Source organism: Chryseobacterium sp. 2VB (genome assembly GCF_005503635.1).
GTDB classification, from domain to species: domain Bacteria; phylum Bacteroidota; class Bacteroidia; order Flavobacteriales; family Weeksellaceae; genus Chryseobacterium; species Chryseobacterium cupriresistens.
Genome location: NZ_SCNC01000025.1, coordinates 47,949 through 70,868, shown reverse-complemented (window position 1 = coordinate 70,868; position 22,920 = coordinate 47,949). Strand labels below are relative to the sequence as shown.

Below are 22,920 nucleotides of genomic sequence, written 5' to 3'. Positions count from 1 at the left end.
AGCCAATCTTTACGAGCTTTTATTTGCTGTTGTTGTTTATTCATGGATAAAGATTTTCAACTTTACACCATAAATTTAAGTCATTTTTGTAGCGGATCTATTGATACTTTACACCTAGAATAGTCAAAAATGTAATTAACAACATGGCATATAATAGGTTGCTCTATTTTATTGCGACCTATTATATCCAGTGATAGGGTTTATCCTTACGATTCAAGTAGCAATACATTTCTTCTTTTTTAAGCACTGGAAAAAAAATTATGGCACGATCAATTGCGTAGTTTGGAAGAAAATGTATTTCGTCCCGAATTGCCCTAATCACTTTTTCATTGCCATAAAAACGAACGAGCTCATCAATTTCATCTTGTCCGCCACGCTCTACAATACGTGCAATGACTGACTTATAAGCTTTTTGCCAATCGAGCTTATCCGTATCTGTATCCCAAAAAAAATGCGTTTCAAATTTTGGCTTCACCATGTAACCTTTTGATTTTCTTGTATATAAATATAATGAATTATTTTTAACTACGCAATGGCTTAATGCCTAAATCCTCGTCCTTTCCCCATGCTTGGATGTGGCAGAAATTTCTTTACAGGATTTAACGAAGCTTCCTTTAAGCGACCCGAAATTTTTGACCATCTATGTTCTTTTCCTTTGAGCATCTTAACCCCTAATTCTTTATCAATGTGATCGAAAAAAGCTAGAGAATAAGCTGCTAATGCCGCATTTCCATTATACTTTCGTTCAAAAGTTTCTAAATAGTCTTTCAATGGATTCTTTTCTAAAAGAAAGTGCATATCCACAAAGTCTTTCAATCGTGTTCCACTTTGGAAGATCGCATGAAGCTTCATGGCCCCAATATCTTCTAAGGATGCTAAACGAACATTGTCAATTACCCTTATAGGCTTTTGCCAGTCGTACTTATGAGATAGAATATCTACCTTAACATTTCCTATATTTATCATTAATGTATTATTCCCAATATTACGTACCATGGCTGAATGTTTATTTTGCAGTTGGTTCAGCATTCCGTGGACATCAAAATCTTTTGTTGTAAAAAGATCTATATCGATACTCAATCGGTGACCAATCTGAAGACTTAGAGCAGTTCCTCCCACAAGATTAAAATCCCTGAGCATTTCGTCTTTCATAAGCTGTTGGAGCAGCTCCCACATTTCCTTACTGACAGTTTCTTTATATAACATAACAAATCATTTTTCGGAAATCTATTCCTGAAATTGACCTGTCTTGCTAAAGTGGAATTAGGTGGCTTCATTTTGCGATTATTTTCGTAATTGTACCCTATAAATAATAATCTGTTCTTTCTTTCCAATATTTGAAACACATAGCGACTTCGGAGTGGGTTTAAGGTCCCGGCAGGGTAAGTTGTTTTAAGCTGCGGAAATTATTCGAGCTGTTTAAAAGATAACTTGCTCCTTTTCGTTGAAAGGAAATTTGTCGCCATTATCCGACCATAATAGAACTGTCTGTATGCACTGGTAGACAATATAACTACCTACTTAGTGCTATAAAATTGTAAAATGCATTTTATTACTTTAAAAGCGTAGGTGCTGACTAGTCCAAAACCCTTACTACAAAGGTGCTTTGCTTGGTAAGTACATTTCAATCCTGAATATCAGTCCAGCAATCCAGAATGCAAGAGCCCCTCAAGAACATCATGAAAGAATTAAAGGAAGCAATCTTGAGACATGCTTGTTCCAAACTCGGCAAGTTTACTCAAAAAAGTCACTGATACTCTGAAATGATATGTTGAAATCTGTCTATTTCTGGATAATGATAAAGCATGTAAGATCTACCAAGCGAATCTAAAGGTATCTGATGAAAAAGAGACAGCAAAAGTTTCTAGCTGCACCAAAAACAGACGTTATTCCAAAACAGAGAAATGACTGTGGAGAAAAACAGAAATCGTGCAAGGAAGAAAAAGACAGGTCAAGGAAGGTTGGGCAAAAGAATATAGCACTGTGTTTTTTACCAAGCTTTCCGCAGAAGTTAGGAGCTCATTCGCAACTTTGAAAGTCCTTACGTCCTAACAAAGTTGCTGCTTCGCTCTGTGAGACTTTTGAATCGGTATGATTTTGTTTTACACTTATAATCTGACCTTAATTAATAATTTTTTCAGGAGGACGAACAACATTAGATGATGGTTATTCTCTCTGTTATCTATTTCAATACTTGTACAAGTAAATATTCATTGTAGAATATTATTATATAAATTTTGCGTCTTTTTCTTTTGTACTTGCTTTTCATATTATCAAAATTTAGTATTAATACGACAAGTTTTGTCGTTGTTGATGGATATTTTTGTCATAATCGAATTAAAATAAATTTAAATAGAGAGAATTTAATTATAAAGAATTTAATTATAAAGAATATTATTTATCGGATATCACATTAAAATGATTTTTATGTTTAAAAAGGGTTAAATTTGCGAAGTTTTAAAAACTAATTACTAACTCAAAAAACAACAATACGGGAAATGAGAAAAATCTATCTCGGAGCGCTCACCTTATGCGCTTTTCTGGGTACTTCTGCCCAGGAAGTTCTTTGGCAAAAAGACATTAAGTCCTCTACTCAGGATTTTTTAAGCCAAATTACTACAACTATAGATCAACAGTATCTTATCACAGGAAGTTCTATACAGTCAGGAAGCGGGAAGCTGGAGACTGGAAGTAAGCAGAACAACGGTTACGATTTTCACCTGATTAAATTAAACCAGCAGGGAGAACAGGTTTTTGAAAAGTATTTTTCTGGAAACAATCACGACTATTTATCTTCAACGGTTACTACTCAGGACGGTGGTTTTCTGATTTCTGGAACTTCATATTCAGGAAAGGGGTTGGATAAAAAGGAGGATTCTAAAGGTGGCTCAGACATTTGGTTAATTAGAATCAATGAATTAGGTGATGAATTATGGCAGAAAACTTTAGGAAGCTCATCAGATGAAGAAGCAAGAGCTGTGATTCAGACTACAGATCAGGGATTCTTTGTTGCTGGAAATATACAAAACTCCTCTAAAGGTCATGGCTCCAAAGATGTTCTGATCATTAGGTTAGATAAGGACGGAAAGGTTCTGTCTGAGCAAACATTGGGAGGACGTGGACTTGATGAAGTAGAGAAGATGATCCCTACCCGTGATGGAGGAGCTTTATTGGGAGTCTATTCTAGAAGTAATATAGGAGGATCAAAAAAGACGGAAAACTTTGGTGAGGGTGACTATTGGATTGTTAAATTGGACAAAAACGGAAAGGTAGAATGGGAAAAGAGTTTTGGAGGGAAAGGAGATGACCATTTGAGAACCCTGGCATTAACGTCAACTGGCTTTGTCATTGGTGGAGAATCCAGATCGGAAAGATCAGGGAATAAAACAGTAGGTCTTGAAGAAGGATCAGACTTATGGTTGATATCTTTAAATGAAAGAGGTGAAGAACAGTGGCAAAAATCCTACAATTTCAAAAATAGAGATATCCTGATGGGGATGAGCGTGATTCATTCTGCGGATGATAAATCTTCGAAAGGAATTCTTTTAGGGGGCTATACTCAAGCTGAGGGAAGAGTCCAAACCGATGAGGAAACATTCTGGATGCTGTATATTGATCAGAACGGTAATGAGCAGTGGAGAAAGCATGTGAAAGGAGAGGACAAACAAAAAGAAGAAAGACTTTCAGATTTAAAGCTCAATAGAGATGGTTCTATTATTCTGGCAGGAACCAGTGCAGAAGAATTGGGGAAAGAAAACTGGAAAATTTTAAAGCTGGGAGATAAGCAGGTTGATCAATTGATTGAGAAATATGATATCAAAATCTATCCGAACCCTGTATCTGATTATGCCTATGTAGAAATTGGCTTTGACTTTAAAGAGGCAGATATTCTGCTGTATGACATGAGCGGAAGACAGCTTCAGAGTATTAAAACCAAAAACAATGTAACCAAGATAAATACTCAATCTTTAGTTCAGGGTGCTTATCTGGTGACCATAAAAACTGATTCGAATAAAACAGCGAATGCAAAGCTGATTAAAAAATAAATTAATAATAATTCATGAAAATTAAATTTAAACACCTCTTATTTGCTCTTTGTTTAGCTCAGTCAGGTGTTTCTTATGCACAAAGTGAGCTTTTATATACCAATCTTTTTTCCCAGAGCCCCGTTTCTAAAAGTTTTGGTTTTCAAGGACTTTATCCAGTAAATTTATACAGAGGACTCCCTGATATTTCTATTCCGATCTTTGAGAAAAAAGTTAGCAATACTAATTTTAACATTTCACTCAACTATGATGTTAGTACGGTTAAACCCGAAGCTGTACACAGTTGGGTTGGACTAGGATGGAGTACCAATATCGGCGGGGCAATTACAAGAGTCGTTAACGGGCAGTATGATGAACTTTACACAAGTCATCTTAACGAACATGACAAACTTTCCTATCTCGATCATTACAATACATTGGATAAACCTGACTGGGATTCTCAGGCCTCATTATCTGCTTTTTATTACGATGCGGAAAACTCACTACGATTTACAAGTTTTTATAATTACTCAATGCAGAGTGGAAATACGAACACTCTTAACTTCGGAGGAGGGCTAGATAATTATACGGATAAATGGATGCTAATCCCTGATCCGGACGAATTTATATTAAATGTATTGGGTATTAATGGACGATTTTACATGAATGAGAAGGGAAAATGGATCGGAAGAACTCGTGATGGAAAAACATTTTCAATACAGCATGTCTATAAAGAAAATCACACAATAAAACCCAACAGTTATATCAGTTATAATCTGAGAAGAATTTTATATGGTTTTACAGTCACGATGGATGATGGTACCCAATATATTTTTGGACAGGATGATAATGCCGTAGAATTTACTGAAGAAAGACCTCCTTGTGCCAATTGTAATTTTAATGAACAGATTGTAGCAAGTTCCTGGTTAATCAATGAGGTTAAATTTCCAGATGGCAAAAAAATAAAATACACTTACGAAAGAGCTCCAAAGCCTAACTATATTGCAAGTCAGGTAGGTTATGATATTGTGTTAAAAGCACCCAATATTGACCTTTTCGAATCCTACGGTTCAACAGCTTTAAACTGGCAGTATAATACTTATTTGAAAAAAGTAGAAAGTGATGAATTTTCCGTTGAAATTAATACATCACAAGTAAAGCCATTAAATTATCAGGTTTTGAACGAGCAATTAAGAGGCCAAATGGGTTCTTATCTGGGCTCGGGAGATAGTTCGCTTCTCTTTAACACTTGGTTTAAAATTGATAGTATCACTGTAAGGGATAAGGATAACCATACCGTTAACACCACAACATTTCATTATAATAATGTTGATACAACCAAGCGAATGCATTTGGAAGCAGTGATAAAGAATAACGATGAAAAATACTCATTTGATTATAATCCTAAGACGCTTCCCCTATACCTTGATTCAAAATATGATAAATGGGGATACTATGCTCCATCAACTCATAGTACTCCGGATCTTGAATATACAAAAGCTGAGACTTTAGAATGGATAAACCATCCTACGGGAGGAGTTACCCATTTCATCTATGAGCTCAATGATTTTTCCAAGTATGGAAATAAAAACCCTTTCTATACATCTGCGAATACCCTTGAGCTGATTGACACCGTTTCTCCTAATGAAATAGCGGGTGGTTTAAGAATTAAGAGGATTGAGGCTTGTTCAGAACATAGTACAGGATGTGTAATCAAGAACTATTCCTATAATGGTGATAACGGAAAATCCAGCGGTATTTTACCTTATCAGTTCAACTTTACCAGAGCTGGAGAAGTCCAAGATATGTATAAGTTTAGTCATAAATCAATGGGCTCATATCAATCCTTAAAAGGGGAGAATAACATGATTGGGTATAGTAAAGTAACCGTAACAGATACCAATAATGGTAAAACTGAAAACTATTTTACCAATTTTGACACTCCTAGTTGTAATGATCAGAGAGGGCCTATAATTATGGGACCGCCTGATCAATTTACCGGACTGTATAAAAGTGTTCCTTTCACATCTTTTTCTCTTATGAGAGGAAAACCTCTTAAAGAAATTACATCCTCTGCTAGTGGAGTGGTGCAGACGAAAGAATATGAATATGGATATAACAATGATCTGATAAAAGCATATGGTCTGGTAGAGGAAAATATTCATTATATGTTGAACCTACTAACAGTTACCGCTTATAACGTCAATTTTAATAGCAGCTTTCTTAAAGGAATTAAAACCACTTTAAACGGAGTAGAAACAAAGGAATCATATGATTATGAATATAACTATAATACTCTGAAGTCTCAGAAAATTATAGATTCGAACGGTGATGAGTTTCAAACGAACTTTACGTATGCTTTTGATAAGCCAAATAACTTTTTATTAGGAAAATATATGGTGGGCCTTCCACTTAAATCTGAGGAAATGAAAAACGGAAAAGTAGTTTCTAAAACAGAAACGTTGTACCCGTTAAGCCAAACAGAAGCTGATAATAAAACCTCCGGTCTGCCATTACCTACTGCGCAAGTTTCTTATCAGTTGCAAAGCAACTCTCCAGTCACTGAAGCTACATATGACAAGTTTGACAGTAAAGGTAATCTACTTCAGTATACAACCAAAAATGGGGTTTCTACATCGATTATCTGGGGATATAAGAATAATACCCTTCCAATTGTGAAAATTCAGGGAGCCAAGCTATCCGATATTCCTCAAGCGTATGTTGATCAGATTATCAATGCTTCTAAAATAGATGCTCAGCAGTCGACAGATGCATCTGAAAAAGATTTTGTTAATGCGTTGGACCAATTTAAAAACCGTCCTGAATTGGCAGGATATCTTATTACCACTTACAGTTATGATCCTTTAATTGGTGTGAAAAGCATCGGACAACCTTCAGGAATTAGAGAGTTTTATAAGTACAATGCAGCGAATGAACTCGAAAGAATCGTGGATCAATCCGGTAACATTATTAAAGAGTTTGCTTATAAATATAATATCAAGAAATTCTATAACAGCGAAAGAAGCCAAACCTATACCAAAAATAACTGTAACTCGTTACAGGTTGGAGGTACCTACACTTATATAGTACCTGCTAATAAGTACGTATCATTGATCAGCAGCACAGATGCTGAACAACAGGCAGCCAATGATCTTGCAGCGAATGGGCAGAATGCTGCGAATACCAACGCACAATGTTATAATGCCCAATGCTATGCAAGTTCAATAAACGGATTTCAAGTTGGACCTCATGCAGAAATTTCTCAAAGCGTTTTAGGACACTTTAAGGTAGATATACAGGTCAAAGTACCTAACTCACTAACCAATCCAGATGGCAGCCAATGGTGGCAAAAAGGAGTTGCTAACATTCCGAATCCATGTCGTCCTAATACAAATTTAGCACCTGATATATTCAATAATAATGTTAAAGAGCTTACAACAAATACCTGGTGGAAAGTACAGATCACTTCTGCTGGTGACCTTATATTTATTCCTAATGGTTATGTGGCTCCTGGGACTCAGTTGTATTTTGTTTTTGAGTATGATAAAACTCCGAACTAATATGGTAATGAATAATAGAAATACGCATTTACAAGTAAAAACTTATAACCTAGAATTTGTCATTTAATGAGAAGAATATATACAATGGCCATATTAGTATGGACCGTTACAGAAGTCCAAGGCCAGACCCAACTTCCTTCTGGCCTTACCGGTACAATTGACGAAAATTATGTCTATACAAGAACGTACCTCGAACCTAAAACTCAAAGTGATAGCAATGCTAAGCAAATACAGGCTATTCAATATTTTGACGGATTAGGAAGGGCTAAATAAACGATTAATATAAAGGCTTCCCCAAAGGGAAGAGATATTGTAACTCCTTTTACATACGATTACTATGGAAAACCAACGCGGGATTATCTTCCAGTACCACAATCAGGAACGCAAAATGGAAAAATTTACTCACAAAATTCCTTGGCAGTTGATTTTCCGGTTGGAGATCCAGAAGCAATATACTCTGGAGAAAGACCCTTTACGGAAAAAGTGCTTGAAAAATCACCTTTAGACAGGCTTCAACAGCAAATTCAGGTAGGTAATGACTGGGCTAGCAAGCCTGTAACCTTTAAGTATGAATCCAATAAGAACGGAGAGGTTAAAAAATATACCGCTACATTTAGTTACACCACTTTTGTGGCGAAACTAATATTATCAGCTTCTTATGGATCAGGGCAGCTGTTTAAGAATACTGTTACTGATGAAGACGGAAACCAAACTATTGAGTTTAAAAATAGTCAGGGACAAGTTGTATTAGTACGAAAAGTAATCAGTGATACAGAAAATGCAGATACCTATTATGTTTACAATGATTATAATCAACTGGCTTTTGTGATTCCTCCAAAAGCCGCCATACAAGCAGATGCTAATACTGTACTAAACGAGCTATGTTATCAGTATAAATATGATGAAGGAAATCGATTGGTGGAGAAGAAGCTTCCTGGAAAAGGATGGGAATATATGGTGTATAATAAAGCTGATCAACTAATTCTTAATCAGGATACCGTTCTTAAAGATAAAGGACAATGGCTCTTTACTAAATATGATCAGTTTGGAAGAATCGTGTATACGGGGATCACAAATAATCCTGCCAGCAGGGCCTCAATGCAAAATAGTGCTAATATCAATACTAATTTATATGAAACCAGAACTTCTACAACAGGATTTATCTTAAATGGCCTTCCTGTATATTATACTAAGCTTTCCACTCCTACTGGTCTTAGTATACTGTTAAGTGTTAATTATTATGACAGCTATCCAACATATAGTTTCAACCCTGCTTTGCCAGTAAATACACCAGATATGACCGTGTTAACGGGAACTCCTACTGCTGATGGAAAAAGTACTAAAGGACTTCCGGTCATGAGTTTTGTAAAAAATATTGAAGATGATAATTGGACCAAGAATTATACCTACTATGATCAAAAGGGAAGAGTAATCGGGAGCCACTCTATCAACCATTTAGGCGGATACACAAGGATTGAATCTGAGCTGGATTTTACCGGAATGCCCCAAAAAACGGTTACTACTCACAAGAGATTAGCAGGGGAATCGGGAGTTACTATTACAGAACACTTTGAATATGATAATCAGTACAGATTACTGGTTCATAAGCATCAGGTAGATGATAAACCGGAGCAGATTCTTACAGAAAACAGCTATAATGAACTTTCCCAGCTAAATAACAAAAAGGTAGGGAATAATTTGCAGAGTATTGATTATACTTACAATATAAGAGGTTGGCTGACTGGTATTAATAAAGCGCAAATGGCAATTCCTGATTTAGGAGGAAAATTATTTTCCTACATAGTCAAGTACAATCAGATAAATGGAATTGAAAATCCCGATTCTGCACTATTCAATGGAAAAAATGTGAAGCCAAGGTATAATGGAAACATTGCGGAAGTAGACTGGAGAGCTGTGGAGTCATTAGGAGCTAACCCTCCAATTGCACCTAAAAGATACGGTTATGTTTATGATGCTTTGAACAGACTTACAGCAGGATATTACCAAAATCCTGTGAACCCTTACAGTAAAGAACATACAGAATCCCTGGCATATGATCTGAATGGAAATATTACAAACCTTTACAGAACCTCTGCTATAGAAGGAAATAATACAACCGCTACAGTTATTGACGAGCTGGAATATACTTATGGGTCCAATAACCTTACCAATCAGTCATCTGTGATTAAAGACTACAAGAATAATCCTTCAGGATATGAAGGCGGAGGTGGTAATATCCAGTATGACCTTAATGGAAATATGTGGCAGATGCCGGATAAAAATATAACCAAGATTACATATAATCATCTGAATCTTCCCAATAAGATTGAGTATGGAAACTTAGGGCTCTCTGGCCTTCATAATTACCTGTACAGCGCAGACGGAGTTCGGCTTCAGAAAAAGCTTCCTAAAATTGAATGCGGGATTATCAATTGTTATACTGTAACTGAGATTACTGATTATCTTGATGGATTTCAATATTATCGCAACGAATCAGACAATAATGGGGGAGGCGGTATCGAAGAACTCAGCATGATCACCGAAAAATTAAAATATGCATACGAACAACAGGCTTACAGTACTGAAAGTGGAATTACAATGGCACAGGCAGCTCCATTAGGAATAACTGCTGTTAAGACTCCTCAACTCATGTTCTTTCCTACAGCAGAAGGTTTTTATGATTACGGGAAAGATCAGTATATTTACCAATATAAAGATCATTTGGGAAATGCCAGGATAAGTTATGCAAGAAACAGCGCAGGTTCTCTTGAAATTACAGATGCTAATGATTATTACCCTTTTGGAATGAACCACTTAAAAACAGGAAATGCTTTCTTCGGATCTGGAAGTTATAAGAATTACAAATATAATGGTAAAGAGCTTCAGGAGACGGGGATGTACGATTATGGTGCAAGGTTTTATATGGCAGATATCGGACGTTGGGGAGTATTAGATAATTACAGTGAGAATTATTTTCCTATTTCCCCTTATAGTTATGTAGCAAATAATCCAACTAAATTTATTGATATAAATGGTGAGTGGATATATATTAATGATCAAAATGGAACCCAATACAGATATCATAATGGTGCAACACAACATCAAGTAGATGGTAAATGGACCAATGTAGATGCAAGTACTCAATTATCAGATTATGTTGTTCAGACTATAGCAGGTTTAAATCATTTAGACAAAAATACTTCAATAGGAAAAACAATGATTGGATATTTTGATCAGGCACAAGGCAAAGATGGAAAAATAAGAGATATTTATTTTAATTCTACGAGTGATGTTTCACATATAAAATATGGTATCAGCAATATAATTGAATTAAACCCATCAGACAAAGGAGTTTGGACTACTTTGGGTAATGACTCTAAATATACCCCTTTATACACCACAATAGCACATGAAATGGGGCATATTTACGAAAACTATGCTTTAGGAATAACCTCTCAATCCGATACAAGATTTGGACCTAACAGTACCACAGCGGAAATATATGGTACGCACGTTGAAAATATTGTAAGAGCAGAGTCGGGTCTACCATTGCGAACAAATTATGGTAGTACTTGTGGAGGTTCTACTTGTATTCCTAATGATGAAGGAAGGTTGATAGACAACGCAGGAAGTAGTATTTATTATAATAAAAGTGGAGGTCAAATATCTCCTACTCCTAGTGTGGAAAGTATTCTTAAGATAAACGGCAAAATATTGCAAAACCGATATAATTATATTGGAGCTGCCGGATATTATAAATTGCAAAAATTCAAAAATCGCCCCAGATAAACTATAAACTTTTGAAAATGAAAAATTTTTTATTATTATTTAGTATTATGTTATTTTCTTCTTGTAACTCCCAAGGAAAGATAACTATGAGACAAATGAATGAAAACTTACTAAAAGATAAAAATTCTATTACCTATCGTGATCCCAAGACAATAAAAATGCTTACAGATACATATAAGGTTTTTAGATTGTTAGGTGTAAAGTCTTGCGATATAGATCCTGACAAAAAATATTCTCAGATTTATATAGAAGACGGTTTCCACGATGAACAAGGTTTTTACAATGGGATTTTTATAATAAATAATAAAAATATTTGTGAGGTTACCACAAGTCCTTATAAATTACATCAAGACAGTGTTTCCTATACTAAAGTCAAGGAAAAAGATATTTCATATGGTGAAATGGTTTTCTACACTAAAAAATTTTCTATCGAAGATTTTAAGAATAAATATCCTGATGAATATTTCAGGTACGAATTGGTTAGGCAAAATAAAGTCAATGCTTTTGAAAAGTGTTTAGCAATTGATCAATATACCCCAAAATCAATTGTTTATGCTCGAAGCCATTACTTTACAGGAGAAAAAGTGCAAACTTATAATTTACCAATAAAGTATAGTGATATTAAAAATGGTATAGAAGAATTACCTTATTTTAAGGAAAATAAGAAGAAGGAATTTACAGAGTGTATCAATGAATTGAATATATTAAAAATACACAACTCATCGATTAAAAGTTCATCTTCTCAATAATTTAATTACTGTAATCTTTTACAATTATAGTAACAAAGCCTCGCGATTGCGAGGCTTTGTTGTAGTATCTTGGGATAAATCTCGACATCTGATGAAAATATTATATTTTAAGCTCTTACCTATAATCTTCTAATAGGGTTAGAAAGGTATTTTTAGTAAAAAAGGAGAATAACGTATTGATGAGAAATGGATTTATTTTTCCAAGCCAATAAATGACAGTTGAAGCCAAATGAGTCTTGTCATTTATAAGTAAAAGATAGGTGAGCTATTTTACTGTCTTATGAAAACGTCTATCAATTTCAAAGCAGTCAAAACAGATTCCGAAGCACACAATTTCAGAAGAAAAACCTTCGATTATATAAAAAAGGATCTTACGGTAAAAAATGAATATTGGGTAGAAAATAAGATTTCAGATAGGCTAAAATCAATAGAAGCATACTGTAAGGAAAAATCAGGAAGGAAATTACAGAAAAATGCAATGCCGATTCGTGAAGCTGTAGTTGTCATTAAAGAAAATACAACGATGCAAGATCTGCATAGGCTCGCTAAAAGGCTTGAAGAAGAGCTGAGAATAAAAACTTTTCAAATTGCCATTCATAAAGATGAAGGTCATTATGATAAAGATTCTAAAGTATGGAAACCTAATTATCATGCTCATTTGGTAGCAGACTGGCAGGATTTGGAAACAGGGAAAACATTGAAACACCAATTCTTTCATTATTCAAAAATGCAGGATATTACTGCTGAATGCTTGGAAATGGAGAGAGGTATTTCAGGCTCTAAAGGAAGACTGGAAGCCATTGAATTTAAAATCCAAAAAAAGGAAAATGAGCTTGTATTATTAAATAGTAAGATAGCTCAAATGAAGGCAAAGCTCAAATCTAAAAAGTTTACAGATCTTATTGTCAAGGAAAATGACTTTTTAGGTTTTAGCAGGATCAAAATAGATAAAACGATTGAAAACTATGAAAGAGTTTTTAAATCATATAATATAGAACTGCTTAAAAATAAAGAAATTCTTCAATCCAAAACTAAAATCATTACTGAGCTTCAACAAAAGAATATTAACTTAAACAAAGAAGTTTCACAGTTAAAAAACAAGCTTTCCAGCATATTGTCTAATATTGCAGTATATACAAGAGAAAAGGAAACTTATTTTAATTCTGTTAAGGATACGATTATAAAATCAATCCAATTTGAAAAGTTTAAACAGCCTAAGTTATTTGATACTACCAAAGAAAAACTCATAGCAATTGTTGATCGTATTTGTAAAAAAGTTTCTGAAGAAAACAATATTCCTTTTTCATCGCTAGAAGAGATTTTTAAAAATCCTGACATCAGCTTAGAAATATTTTCCTTACTGAACATTTGTGATCATAGAATACAATATAATACCGAAGATATTCCGGTTCAGCAAAAAAGAAAAAAGATAAAGAGGTCCTAAGTAGCACTGCAAAAAATTCATAAAAGAAAACAAAGGTATTGTTTCAGATTTTTAAAAAGACAAGTTCAGGTCCAAAGGATACGACAAAAATCTCCACCTTGCAGGTTGTATTTTTTATCATAAACTTGCTTTTTAAAATCTTCCATAATGAATTTTTGGCTTTCTTTTTTCCTTTTTTCTTTTGAAAAATATAATTGGTCGTCGCGGAATTAGGGGTAGTAGCTTCAAATTCTATTGAGAAGACACATCTAAGGACTATTTTCCTTGAGAATCATATAAACACCTTATTTCTTTAAATCCTCAATACCCTTATATGATTTAAAAAATTGTTCACGTAATTTTTCTATTCTTTTATGCGTCAAAATCAAAAAAATCCTTGAGAGAAATTCCTAAGAGATTACAAAATTTTGCTATTGTATAGATTGTCAATCCTCTTTTATTGTTTTTACTTTCCCAACGATTTAATATTTGTCTGTCAATTTCGTATTTTTTAGAAAATTCAGATTGAGACAAACCAGTATTAGCTCTTAGAAACTTAATTCTATCAGCAATTTTATTTTTCAGCAAAATATCTTCCTCGTTGAGTCCAGCCATAACGCAATTTTGCAAATATACAAAAACTTTCATGTAATCCATTTGGATTACATGAAAGTTTTTGTATATTTGTAAATAGTAAAATGCAATTATTCCAATAGAATTAAAAATATTGAAGCAATTGCTTAGAATCTCGCATTAGAAAACTGGTAATTTTTATGTGTACGAGAAGATAAGTAAATTTGCTCACGACCGCGGCGTGGGCTCTCTTATCGTACACGGGTATACCAGTGCCTCTAATGCTATAAGTTGAGTTCCACGCCTTTTCTTTTAGGCAAGATGTAGTTGAGTTAGCGTTTTGATGCAAAGAATTCATCTTATTGATTGAAGCAGTTCCTTCCAGCAATAAATTAGCTAAAATATACTGCTATGAAAAGAACACACTCTTTGCCTCGTATGCCCACTGATCATCAGCTATATGAGTTGCTGAAAAAAGGTAATCCGATCTCTTTAGAACATATTTATTTACGATACAAAAGACTTCTTTTCTGGCTCGGAAGACAAATGCTTGATGATGATTTTGTAGTAGAAACGCTTGTTCAGGATACCTTTCTCAAACTTTGGCTACACCGTGATTCCATTGAAACTCCGAATCATATTCTTGGCTTTTTACGGTTTGTTTTGAAAAGAGACTGCATTACATATTTCAATACTCCGAAAAATAAATTCGCACGCTTAACGGCATCACTTGAAAGTTTTGAGAACTATCAGGATTATCTTATAGGTTTTGATCCCCAGAATGATAAAGAGAATCTTCTCAATCAGGAATCTGAACAAAAGAAATTTGATGAAGTTAAAAAGGTTGTAAACGTACTCGATCCCAAAAGAAAACACCTTATTGAACTTTGTCTTGAATATGGTTTTCAATACAAACCAATCGCAGAAGCAATGGGAAGTAGTGTGACAGGCATCAGCAATGAGGTGAGCAGAGCTATAAATGATCTTCGGAAAATTATTAAAGGAAGTTCTTTAGAACATCCACAGAAAAAAGCTTCAGCTAATGAAGAGCAGTCAGATAAACTTACTTGCCAACAGCTCGAGATATTAAAAAGAAGGTTTGAGCAAAAATCCTCTTTCATAGTAATTGCTAGGGAGCTTAAACTTTCTGAAAAGCAGGTCCAGCGGGAATTTCTATATGCTTATCAATATCTACAAAATCGAAATACCTCTCAAATCCCTTTTTGAAATGGAAAAATCAACGATTACCCTTACCCGAAAAATTCAGTTGCTGATCGACGTTCCTTCCAATGAAAAAAAAGAAATATGGGAAAAACTCTACCGTTATCAGAATAGATGTTTCCGAACGGCAAACTTAATCGCTTCTCATTTGTATGTTCAGGAAATGATCAAGGATTTCTTTTACCTCACCGAAAAAATACAATACAAGTTAGCTGATGAAAAAAAAGATCAGATGGGAATGTTTGACCGTTCGAAAACAAACAGCACAGCAAGAATGGTCTTTGACCGATTCAAAGGAGAAATCCCAACAGATATTCTGGGAAGCCTGAACAATACAATTCAATCTACTTTCTCTAAAAGCAAAGCCGATTATTGGCAGGGAACAAAATCACTTAGAAATTATAAAAGAGACATTCCAATCCCACTTCCGATTAAATGCATCAGTAAAATGAAGTATGATCCTGAAAAGAAAGCATTTTGCTTCAATATGTTTGCGATACCTGTCAAAACATACTTAGGAAAAGACTACGCTGATAAGCGAGTGATTATGGAGCGCCTATTAAAAGAAGAGATAAAGCTTTGCAACTCACAGATCCAACTTAAAGACAGGAAAATATTCTGGCTTGCAGTTTTTGAATTTGAAAAGAAAGAACATCTTTTAAAACCCGAAATTATTGCTGAAGCTTCCCTGTCTCTGGAACATCCAATAGTTGCAAAAGCTGGCAATGTACGAATCAATATTGGCTCAAAAGAAGAGTTTTTGTATCGCAGGCTCGCAATTCAGGCAAGTCAAAAAAGGATTCAGGACGGTGTAGTCTATGCCCGTTCAAGAAATGGAGTAAAACGGAAACTGAAGGCATTGTATAAAACAAAGAATCTGGAAAGCAGATACGTAAGCAATCGTCTTCACGTGTACAGTCGGCAGCTTATAAATTTCTGCATTCGGCAACAAGCGGGCACACTCGTTATTAAAAATCAGGAAGACAAGATCGGGATTGCAAAAGATAACGAATTCGTGCTTCGTAATTGGAGTTATTATGATTTGCAGACCAAAATAAAATACAAAGCTGAAAGAGCTGGTATCGAATTAATCATTGGATAGCTGAAAAAATAATGAGGGTGCTTGTACACCCGTAGGGTGAGGTCTTGAAACACTCACTAAGTACTTACTGTATATACAACGGCGTGGGCTCTTTTTTTATATGTATGATATGGAAAGAAAATACATCAGAGAAGAAACATAAAAACGCTTTAGAGAAATGTTGGGAATAAAGCAAGAGGCTTAGCTATTGATTAGATGATAAGTGTAATCAGGAGAAATTTACTTTACCTGAATAAAAGGAAGAAATTGATTAAAATTTCTTCATCGCTGTAGATGGATAATAATCCAATTGAAATGTACATAAGGTGAAACCTCCTATTCTTTTGCGGACGGAAAATACGAGCTTTAAAATAAAGCCATTAAAAGACATAGATATTCCTTCAAAGCCGAATAAAATTATTATTCAATTTCGCTAATAATTTTATTTGAAATTTATACAAAGTGCTGGAGGATAAGAAAATAAAAAAAATGCCTATTGAGGAGGTAATGAAATTCTTTCAAAACGAAGGCGTGGAAATAACTGAGGAAGAGGCAGAATTGATCATAGAGTTTCTGTACCCCCTTACCTTGGCTGTTATTAGACAGTACTTCGGTTCTGAATAATGTATTTCTAAAGCTATCCTCTAATATTTACTAAACATGAAAATTATGAAGGTAGCAGATTTATACATCCGTGTTTCTACTGATGAACAGGCAGACAAAGGATATTCACAAAGAGATCAGGAGGATCGGTTAAAAAAATATTGTTCATCTAACAATATCTCTGTTGGACAAATAATCTACGAAGACCATTCCGTAAAATCATTTAACCGCCCCGGGTGGATAAGACTTTTAACTACACTTAAAAAGAAAAGTTGTAAGACAAACCTTATTCTATTTACTAAATGGGACCGTTTCAGCCGTAATGCTGGGGATGCCTATCAAATGATAAGTACACTTGCAAAATTGGGAATAGAACCACAGGCCGTTGACCAGCCTTTGGATCTTTCTATTCCCGAAAATAAAATGATGCTTGCAATTTATTTGGCAGCGCCTGAAGTCGAAAATGACAGAAGGGCGCTTAACGTGTTTTATGGAATGCGTAGGGCAAAAAAAGAAGGAAGGGTTATGGGAAAAGCACCATTTGGCTATGCTAATAAAAGCAGGGAAAATGGTGAAAAGTATATTGTACTGCAAGAACCTGAAGCATCAGCAATGAACTGGGCTTTTAATGAGATTGCAAAAGGGGTATTGGCCTCTAATCAAATCAGAAAAAGGGTCAATGAATTAACAATTAAAAAGGTGAGTAGAACATCTTTTCATGTGGCAATAAGAAATCCTATATACTATGGGAAAGTATTTTTAGAAAAACACAAAGATGAAGAAGCGCATTTTGTAGAGGGTCAGCATGAAGCTTTAATCAGTGAGGAACTATTCAACAGAGTGCAAGAAGTACTGGATGGTAAAAGAAGACTCCAGCGGCCTAATACTAAAATTCTTTCCGGTGAGCATTTTCCATTGAGAGGTTTTTTGGTATGTCCTAAATGTGGAAGAAATATTACGGCAAGTGCTTCAAAAGGGAGAAATAACAGATACTACTATTATCATTGCAATGCAGCCTGTGGATTTCGCTATAGAGCAGAATTGGTCAATTCAGTTTTTGAAGAAGGATTAAAGCAATTGGAAATGAGTGAGCCTGCAAAAAAGCTTATAGAAAAAGTATTTCTGGATAACTATCAGAAGTTTATAAAAGCCCCACAGGATGAAAGAAAGAAGATATCCGATGAGATAGACAGGTTGAATTCAAGGATTTCTCTGGCGAGAAATAAACTGCTTTCCGAAGTAATGACCGATGAAGAATATCTTGAAATAAAAAAAGAATATAAAGACCAGATTGAAAAGCTGGAAACACAATTAAATGACAAGCCTAAAGAGAATAAAATAGATATACCAAAGCTACTGGAAAGAGCATTAGAAACGCTTACCAATATCTGGAAAGTCTATACAGAAGGGGATATTGCAGTCAAGCGACAAATTATTGGTTCGATTTTTCCTGAAAAACTTGAATTTGACGAAAATCATTATCGAACCACAAGAATTAATACTGTAGCTCACTATATCTTTCAGATTAACAATGGATTGTCACAAAATAAAAACAGGAGAAATGATAATAATAATCATTTCTCCTGTTATGTAGACCCACAGGGATTCGAACCCCAGATGACTGAACCAAAATCAGTAGTGTTACCGCTACACCATGGGTCTGTTTCTATGCCGCGAAATTATAGAAATTATTTTAAATATGAAAATCTAAATTAAAGATTAATTAACATAATTAGTAAGAAGATAGCTTTATGTATTGATATCCAAAGAATTATTTTTCAATAAAATTTTTAAAAAAATCTTCTTCTACCCATAAACAATAGATTTGTGGATATATTGTTAGATTGAAAGAGTAGGGCTTACATTAATTTGTCCGATGGATAATAACATCCAGCCTCCTTTTCCCAGCTTCAATCTGTTAAATAATAAAACCTTATCTTTGCAAAAAAATTGGGCTCCAAAAGTTGGAGTAACCCATTAATAACATATCCTGAGCAAAGCAAAAGGATTATTAAACATTTTTTATGTCAAATATTGTCGCAATCGTTGGACGTCCCAATGTAGGAAAATCCACGCTTTTTAATCGTTTATTAGAAAGAAGAGAAGCTATTGTAGATTCTACAGCTGGTGTTACCAGAGACCGTCACTACGGAAAATCAGACTGGAACGGAGTAGACTTTACGGTAATTGATACCGGAGGTTATGATGTAGGTACAGATGATATCTTCGAAGAAGAAATCCGTAAGCAGGTACAATTAGCGGTGGATGAAGCCACTTCTATTATCTTTATGATGAACGTGGAAGAAGGGCTTACTGATACGGACCACGAAATTTACAGACTTCTCAGAAGATCCAACAAACCCATTTATATTGTTATCAATAAAGTAGATTCTTCCAAGGAAGAACTTCCTGCAACAGAATTCTATCAGTTAGGAATTGATAAATATTACACACTTTCTTCTGCTACAGGTTCAGGAACAGGGGATTTGTTAGATGATATCGTTAAAGATTTCCCTACTACAGAATATAAAGATCCATTTGAAGGATTGCCTAAAATTACGATTGCAGGTCGTCCAAACGTAGGAAAGTCCACGATGACTAATGCTTTATTGGATGTTGAAAGAAATATTGTAACCGATATCGCAGGAACTACGAGAGATAGTATCCAGACTTTATATAACAAATTCGGACACGAATTTGTGTTGGTAGATACTGCAGGGATGAGAAGAAAGTCTAAGGTAAACGAAGACCTTGAATTCTACTCTGTAATGAGATCGATCCGTTCTATCGAATATTCAGACGTCGTGATCATCATGGTGGATGCTACACAGGGATGGGAATCTCAGGATATGAATATCTTCGGACTGGCTCAGAAAAACAGAAAAGGAATCGTAATCCTAGTGAATAAGTGGGATTTGATCGAGGACAAGCAGACCAATACGATGCGTGATTTTGAAAAATCAATCAAAGATAAAATCGGTCAGTTCCAGGATATTCCAATCTTATTCGTTTCAGCTTTAACGAAACAAAGAATTTTAAAAGCTGTAGAAGTAGCTATGCAGGTTTATGAAGACCGTAAGAAGAAAATTAAAACTTCAAAACTGAATGAAGTAATGCTTCCGATCTTCGAAAATACACCGCCGCCGGCATTGAAAGGAAAATATATCAAAATCAAATACTGTGTTCAGCTTCCTACACCGTCACCACAGTTTGTATTTTTCTGCAACCTTCCACAGTATGTGAAAGAACCGTATAAAAGATTTACTGAAAATCAGCTGAGAAAAGAATTCGGATTTACCGGAGTTCCGATTGAAGTGTATTTCAGACAAAAATAATAGAACAAATGTTCATCGGAAAACTCCGGCAAGCGAAGCTTGCCGGAGTTTTTTATATCACCCAACCAGACTTTCTCTTCCAGCCGGATCTTTCAATTCGTTTTTTAGTTGTAATTTTGCGGCAATTAATATCAATTAACTGAAATTAAAAATAAAATTTTCATGCTTACTATTTTATCGCAACACTTTTCTCTTGTCAACGAATGGATTAACGAACTTAGAAACGTTACAATCCAGCATGACCGAATGAGATTCAGAAGAAATATGGAAAGAATCGGGGAGATTGCCGCTTTTGAAATCAGTAAAGGACTGGAGTACAGAGAAGTTGAAATTCAAACTCCTTTAGATACAATAAAAAGCAGGGAAATAGCCGTGCAGCCGGTTATTACAACCATCTTAAGAGCAGGTGTTCCGTTATTCGAAGGAATCCTGAACTATTTAGACAGAGCAGACTGCGGTTTTGTGGCAGCTTACAGAAAACATGATGCCAACGATTATTTCTCAATCAAACAGGATTATCTTACGTGCCCAAGCATTGAAGGCAGACCCCTTATTGTAGCTGATCCTATGCTTGCAACTGGTGCTTCTCTTATTGAAGCCATCAAAGATTTGCTGACCAACGGAAATCCAACCCAGCTTCATATTGTTGCAGCCATTGCATCGAAACAGGGAGTTGAAACTGTTCAGAATGCATATCCTGAAGCTCATATCTGGGTAGGAGCCATTGATGAACACTTAACTTCAAAAGGGTATATCACACCAGGACTGGGAGATGCCGGAGATTTGAGCTACGGAGAAAAACTTCAGCGATAATTAAGAAAGATTCCAGAAATCTTTTATTAAGTTCAATAATAAATCAGGTCGTACTTTATCCATAGGATGCTTTGTATCCGGAAGTACGGCCAGTTTTGCATTTGGAAGGCTTCTGTAAACCCTTGAACTCTCTTCCAGCGTTACCATATTATCTTTATCACCCACCATGATTTGAACGGGAGTGGTAATCGTAGCAAAATTATTTTCCAGAGGCGGATTTTTACCTAAATCAATCATTAAATCAGCAATACCAGGAAGAAGCTGTTTCCACTTTGTTCCGTGCTGTGATTCTAAAAGCTGGGCATACTGCGGAATTTTTTCAAGAATAACATCCGGATTAAGCATCTTACTTTCTTTTAAAGCCTGTTCTTCAGTCCAGTCGAACTTTGTGCCCAGTGTTATAACAGAATTTACATTGTCAGGATTTTCCATTGCGTAGCAAAGTGCGACATAACCACCCATACTGTGCCCGAAAATAGATACGTCTGTCAGATGGTTCACTTTACAATACTCGGATAATTCCTCGACATACTTTTTAATATTGAGGCCGTCTTCAGGAAGTTTCAGGTCTCCATGTCCTGAAAAAAGAGGAGTATGAACTGTAAAATAGGATGACAGAACATTCAGATAAGGTTTGAAAATGTCGCTGTGACCTAAAGCTCCGTGCAGTAAAATCAGATTGGGCATAGTTGTATAGTTTCCTGAAAATTAGGAAAAAGAATTGAATCGTGAAAATGGATGAGGTGGAAGCGTAAGAGTGTCTGAGAGTTTTGGGGTTTAAAAATATTTTGATTATTTCTCCGTACAGAAATCCCGAAACTCGCACCCCGTTCCCGCATCAAACATCCTCAGCCATCACCAATACACTTACTTTATTATCTCCGGCATTTAAAATCTCCCACGCCACTGATGAAACCGTATTTCCTGTTGTGAAAACATCATCAATCAAAAGAATATGTTTTCCGGTAACAGGCTTGGTTGTGGAGAATGTATTGACAGTTTCCAGCCTGTGCTTCTTGTCTTTTAAGGCCTGTGCTTTAGAATAATAATTTCGTTTGATTAAATTATGATCAAAAGGAATGTTATAAAATGAAGATAAAGTTTCGGTAAACAAATGAAGCTGGTTATATCCCCGTTTCTTTAGTTTCTTTGGATGAAGCGGTACACTTACTAAAAGGTCAGGAAAATTATCTTTGAAATCAAGTCGTTCTGCTGTCCAATCGGCTAAGATTTTTCCTGTTTTTTCCCTGCTTCTATATTTCAGATCGTGAATAATCTGACGGCTTAAACCTTCTTTTTCAAACTGTATTAAAGCGAATGCGTTTTCAACCGGAAAAAATAAACTGCATTTTTCCTTAATCGGATTATTTTCAAAATAATTGTAATGGGTAAAGTGAATCTGGCTGAAACAAAGATCACAAACCAAAAGTTCAGGATCGATGATTCTGTTGCAGTGAATGCAGCGGTTAGGAAACAATATGTCTAATATCATAGTGTGTTTTTACTAAGATATGAAAATAATTGTCAATTTTTGCTTCGCAATGTCAATAGTGAATTATTATTGTTAGCGAATTTTATGAGCTAATTATTTCATGTAGCAAAAGGAATTTTTTCGTTGTTGAGTGGAACGCCATAGCGCCTGAAAAAGCTATTAAATAGTATAGAAAACTTTGTAAATTCTGCGTTTATAAAAATTAGTTACCCGTAAATTTCAGCAACAAATCGATTATTCACAAACCCGAATCCCG

16 protein-coding genes, 1 tRNA gene and 1 pseudogene are annotated in these 22,920 nt (G+C 35.1%); 12 read left to right on the top strand and 6 right to left on the bottom strand.

The window, feature by feature from the left end; all coding sequences use genetic code 11:
- Positions 1-181: 181 nt before the first annotated feature.
- Positions 182-478: a DUF6922 domain-containing protein gene (locus tag FFS26_RS18680; protein ID WP_137905777.1), complete on the bottom strand. Its 297-nt coding sequence runs from the start codon at positions 476-478 to the stop codon at positions 182-184.
- 59 nt (positions 479-537) lie between these two features.
- Positions 538-1,206 (bottom strand): nucleotidyl transferase AbiEii/AbiGii toxin family protein, encoded by a 669-nt coding sequence (locus FFS26_RS18675; RefSeq protein WP_137905776.1) that lies wholly within the window; start codon positions 1,204-1,206, stop codon positions 538-540.
- 1,292 nt (positions 1,207-2,498) lie between these two features.
- On the opposite strand from FFS26_RS18675, the gene FFS26_RS18670 reads away from it, so the two are divergent.
- The 6 genes from FFS26_RS18670 (at position 2,499) to FFS26_RS18645 (ending at position 13,567) form a co-directional block, all read left to right on the top strand.
- Complete coding sequence (locus FFS26_RS18670) at positions 2,499-4,046, top strand: T9SS type A sorting domain-containing protein (protein WP_137905775.1); 1,548 nt, start codon at positions 2,499-2,501, stop codon at positions 4,044-4,046.
- A gap of 14 nt (positions 4,047-4,060) precedes the next feature.
- Positions 4,061-7,585: a DUF5977 domain-containing protein gene (locus FFS26_RS18665; RefSeq protein WP_137905774.1), complete on the top strand. Its 3,525-nt coding sequence runs from the start codon at positions 4,061-4,063 to the stop codon at positions 7,583-7,585.
- Between the two features lie 66 nt (positions 7,586-7,651).
- The gene (locus FFS26_RS18660) at positions 7,652-7,858 is read left to right on the top strand and encodes a hypothetical protein (protein ID WP_137905773.1); all 207 of its coding nucleotides are present in this window, start codon (positions 7,652-7,654) and stop codon (positions 7,856-7,858) included.
- 3 nt (positions 7,859-7,861) lie between these two features.
- The gene (locus FFS26_RS18655; RefSeq protein ID WP_228449462.1) at positions 7,862-11,374 is read left to right on the top strand and encodes a DUF6443 domain-containing protein; all 3,513 of its coding nucleotides are present in this window, start codon (positions 7,862-7,864) and stop codon (positions 11,372-11,374) included.
- 17 nt (positions 11,375-11,391) lie between these two features.
- A complete protein-coding gene (locus FFS26_RS18650; RefSeq protein ID WP_110008014.1) occupies positions 11,392-12,123 on the top strand; it encodes a hypothetical protein in 732 nt (243 codons plus the stop codon).
- 478 nt (positions 12,124-12,601) lie between these two features.
- Positions 12,602-13,567: a hypothetical protein gene (locus FFS26_RS18645; RefSeq protein ID WP_137905772.1), complete on the top strand. Its 966-nt coding sequence runs from the start codon at positions 12,602-12,604 to the stop codon at positions 13,565-13,567.
- A gap of 351 nt (positions 13,568-13,918) precedes the next feature.
- Here the strand turns inward: FFS26_RS18645 and FFS26_RS18640 are convergent, their stop codons facing one another.
- Positions 13,919-14,161 carry a helix-turn-helix domain-containing protein gene (locus tag FFS26_RS18640; protein WP_110008012.1) on the bottom strand — a complete coding sequence of 81 codons (243 nt, stop codon included), beginning with the start codon at positions 14,159-14,161 and terminating at the stop codon, positions 13,919-13,921.
- Between the two features lie 369 nt (positions 14,162-14,530).
- Here FFS26_RS18640 and FFS26_RS18635 point away from each other — a divergent pair, with 369 nt between their 5' ends.
- From FFS26_RS18635 to FFS26_RS22820, 4 genes and pseudogenes are all read left to right on the top strand, one after another.
- Positions 14,531-15,346 carry an RNA polymerase sigma factor gene (locus FFS26_RS18635; RefSeq protein ID WP_137905771.1) on the top strand — a complete coding sequence of 272 codons (816 nt, stop codon included), beginning with the start codon at positions 14,531-14,533 and terminating at the stop codon, positions 15,344-15,346.
- A 1-nt stretch (position 15,347) separates the two neighbouring features.
- Positions 15,348-16,442: a hypothetical protein gene (locus FFS26_RS18630; protein ID WP_137905770.1), complete on the top strand. Its 1,095-nt coding sequence runs from the start codon at positions 15,348-15,350 to the stop codon at positions 16,440-16,442.
- A gap of 441 nt (positions 16,443-16,883) precedes the next feature.
- On the top strand, positions 16,884-17,045 hold the full coding sequence (locus FFS26_RS18625; RefSeq protein WP_137905769.1) for a DUF2624 family protein: 162 nt from the start codon (positions 16,884-16,886) through the stop codon (positions 17,043-17,045).
- 36 nt (positions 17,046-17,081) lie between these two features.
- Positions 17,082-18,029, top strand: a pseudogene (locus FFS26_RS22820) (recombinase family protein); the annotation flags it as partial.
- Between the two features lie 586 nt (positions 18,030-18,615).
- On the opposite strand, the gene FFS26_RS18615 reads toward FFS26_RS22820, so the two are convergent.
- Positions 18,616-18,686: transfer RNA gene (locus FFS26_RS18615), tRNA-Gln, on the bottom strand.
- 362 nt (positions 18,687-19,048) lie between these two features.
- Between FFS26_RS18615 and der the strand changes: the two genes are divergently transcribed.
- Positions 19,049-20,359, top strand: a complete 1,311-nt coding sequence (gene der / locus FFS26_RS18610; protein ID WP_110008006.1) for a ribosome biogenesis GTPase Der — start codon at positions 19,049-19,051, stop codon at positions 20,357-20,359.
- A gap of 162 nt (positions 20,360-20,521) precedes the next feature.
- Positions 20,522-21,172, top strand: a complete 651-nt coding sequence (upp, locus tag FFS26_RS18605) for a uracil phosphoribosyltransferase (protein ID WP_062676151.1) — start codon at positions 20,522-20,524, stop codon at positions 21,170-21,172.
- On the opposite strand, the gene FFS26_RS18600 is transcribed toward upp, so the two are convergent.
- Positions 21,173-21,859: an alpha/beta fold hydrolase gene (locus tag FFS26_RS18600; RefSeq protein ID WP_137905768.1), complete on the bottom strand. Its 687-nt coding sequence runs from the start codon at positions 21,857-21,859 to the stop codon at positions 21,173-21,175.
- 151 nt (positions 21,860-22,010) lie between these two features.
- Positions 22,011-22,664 carry a ComF family protein gene (locus FFS26_RS18595; protein ID WP_110008004.1) on the bottom strand — a complete coding sequence of 218 codons (654 nt, stop codon included), beginning with the start codon at positions 22,662-22,664 and terminating at the stop codon, positions 22,011-22,013.
- Positions 22,665-22,920 lie beyond the last annotated feature (256 nt).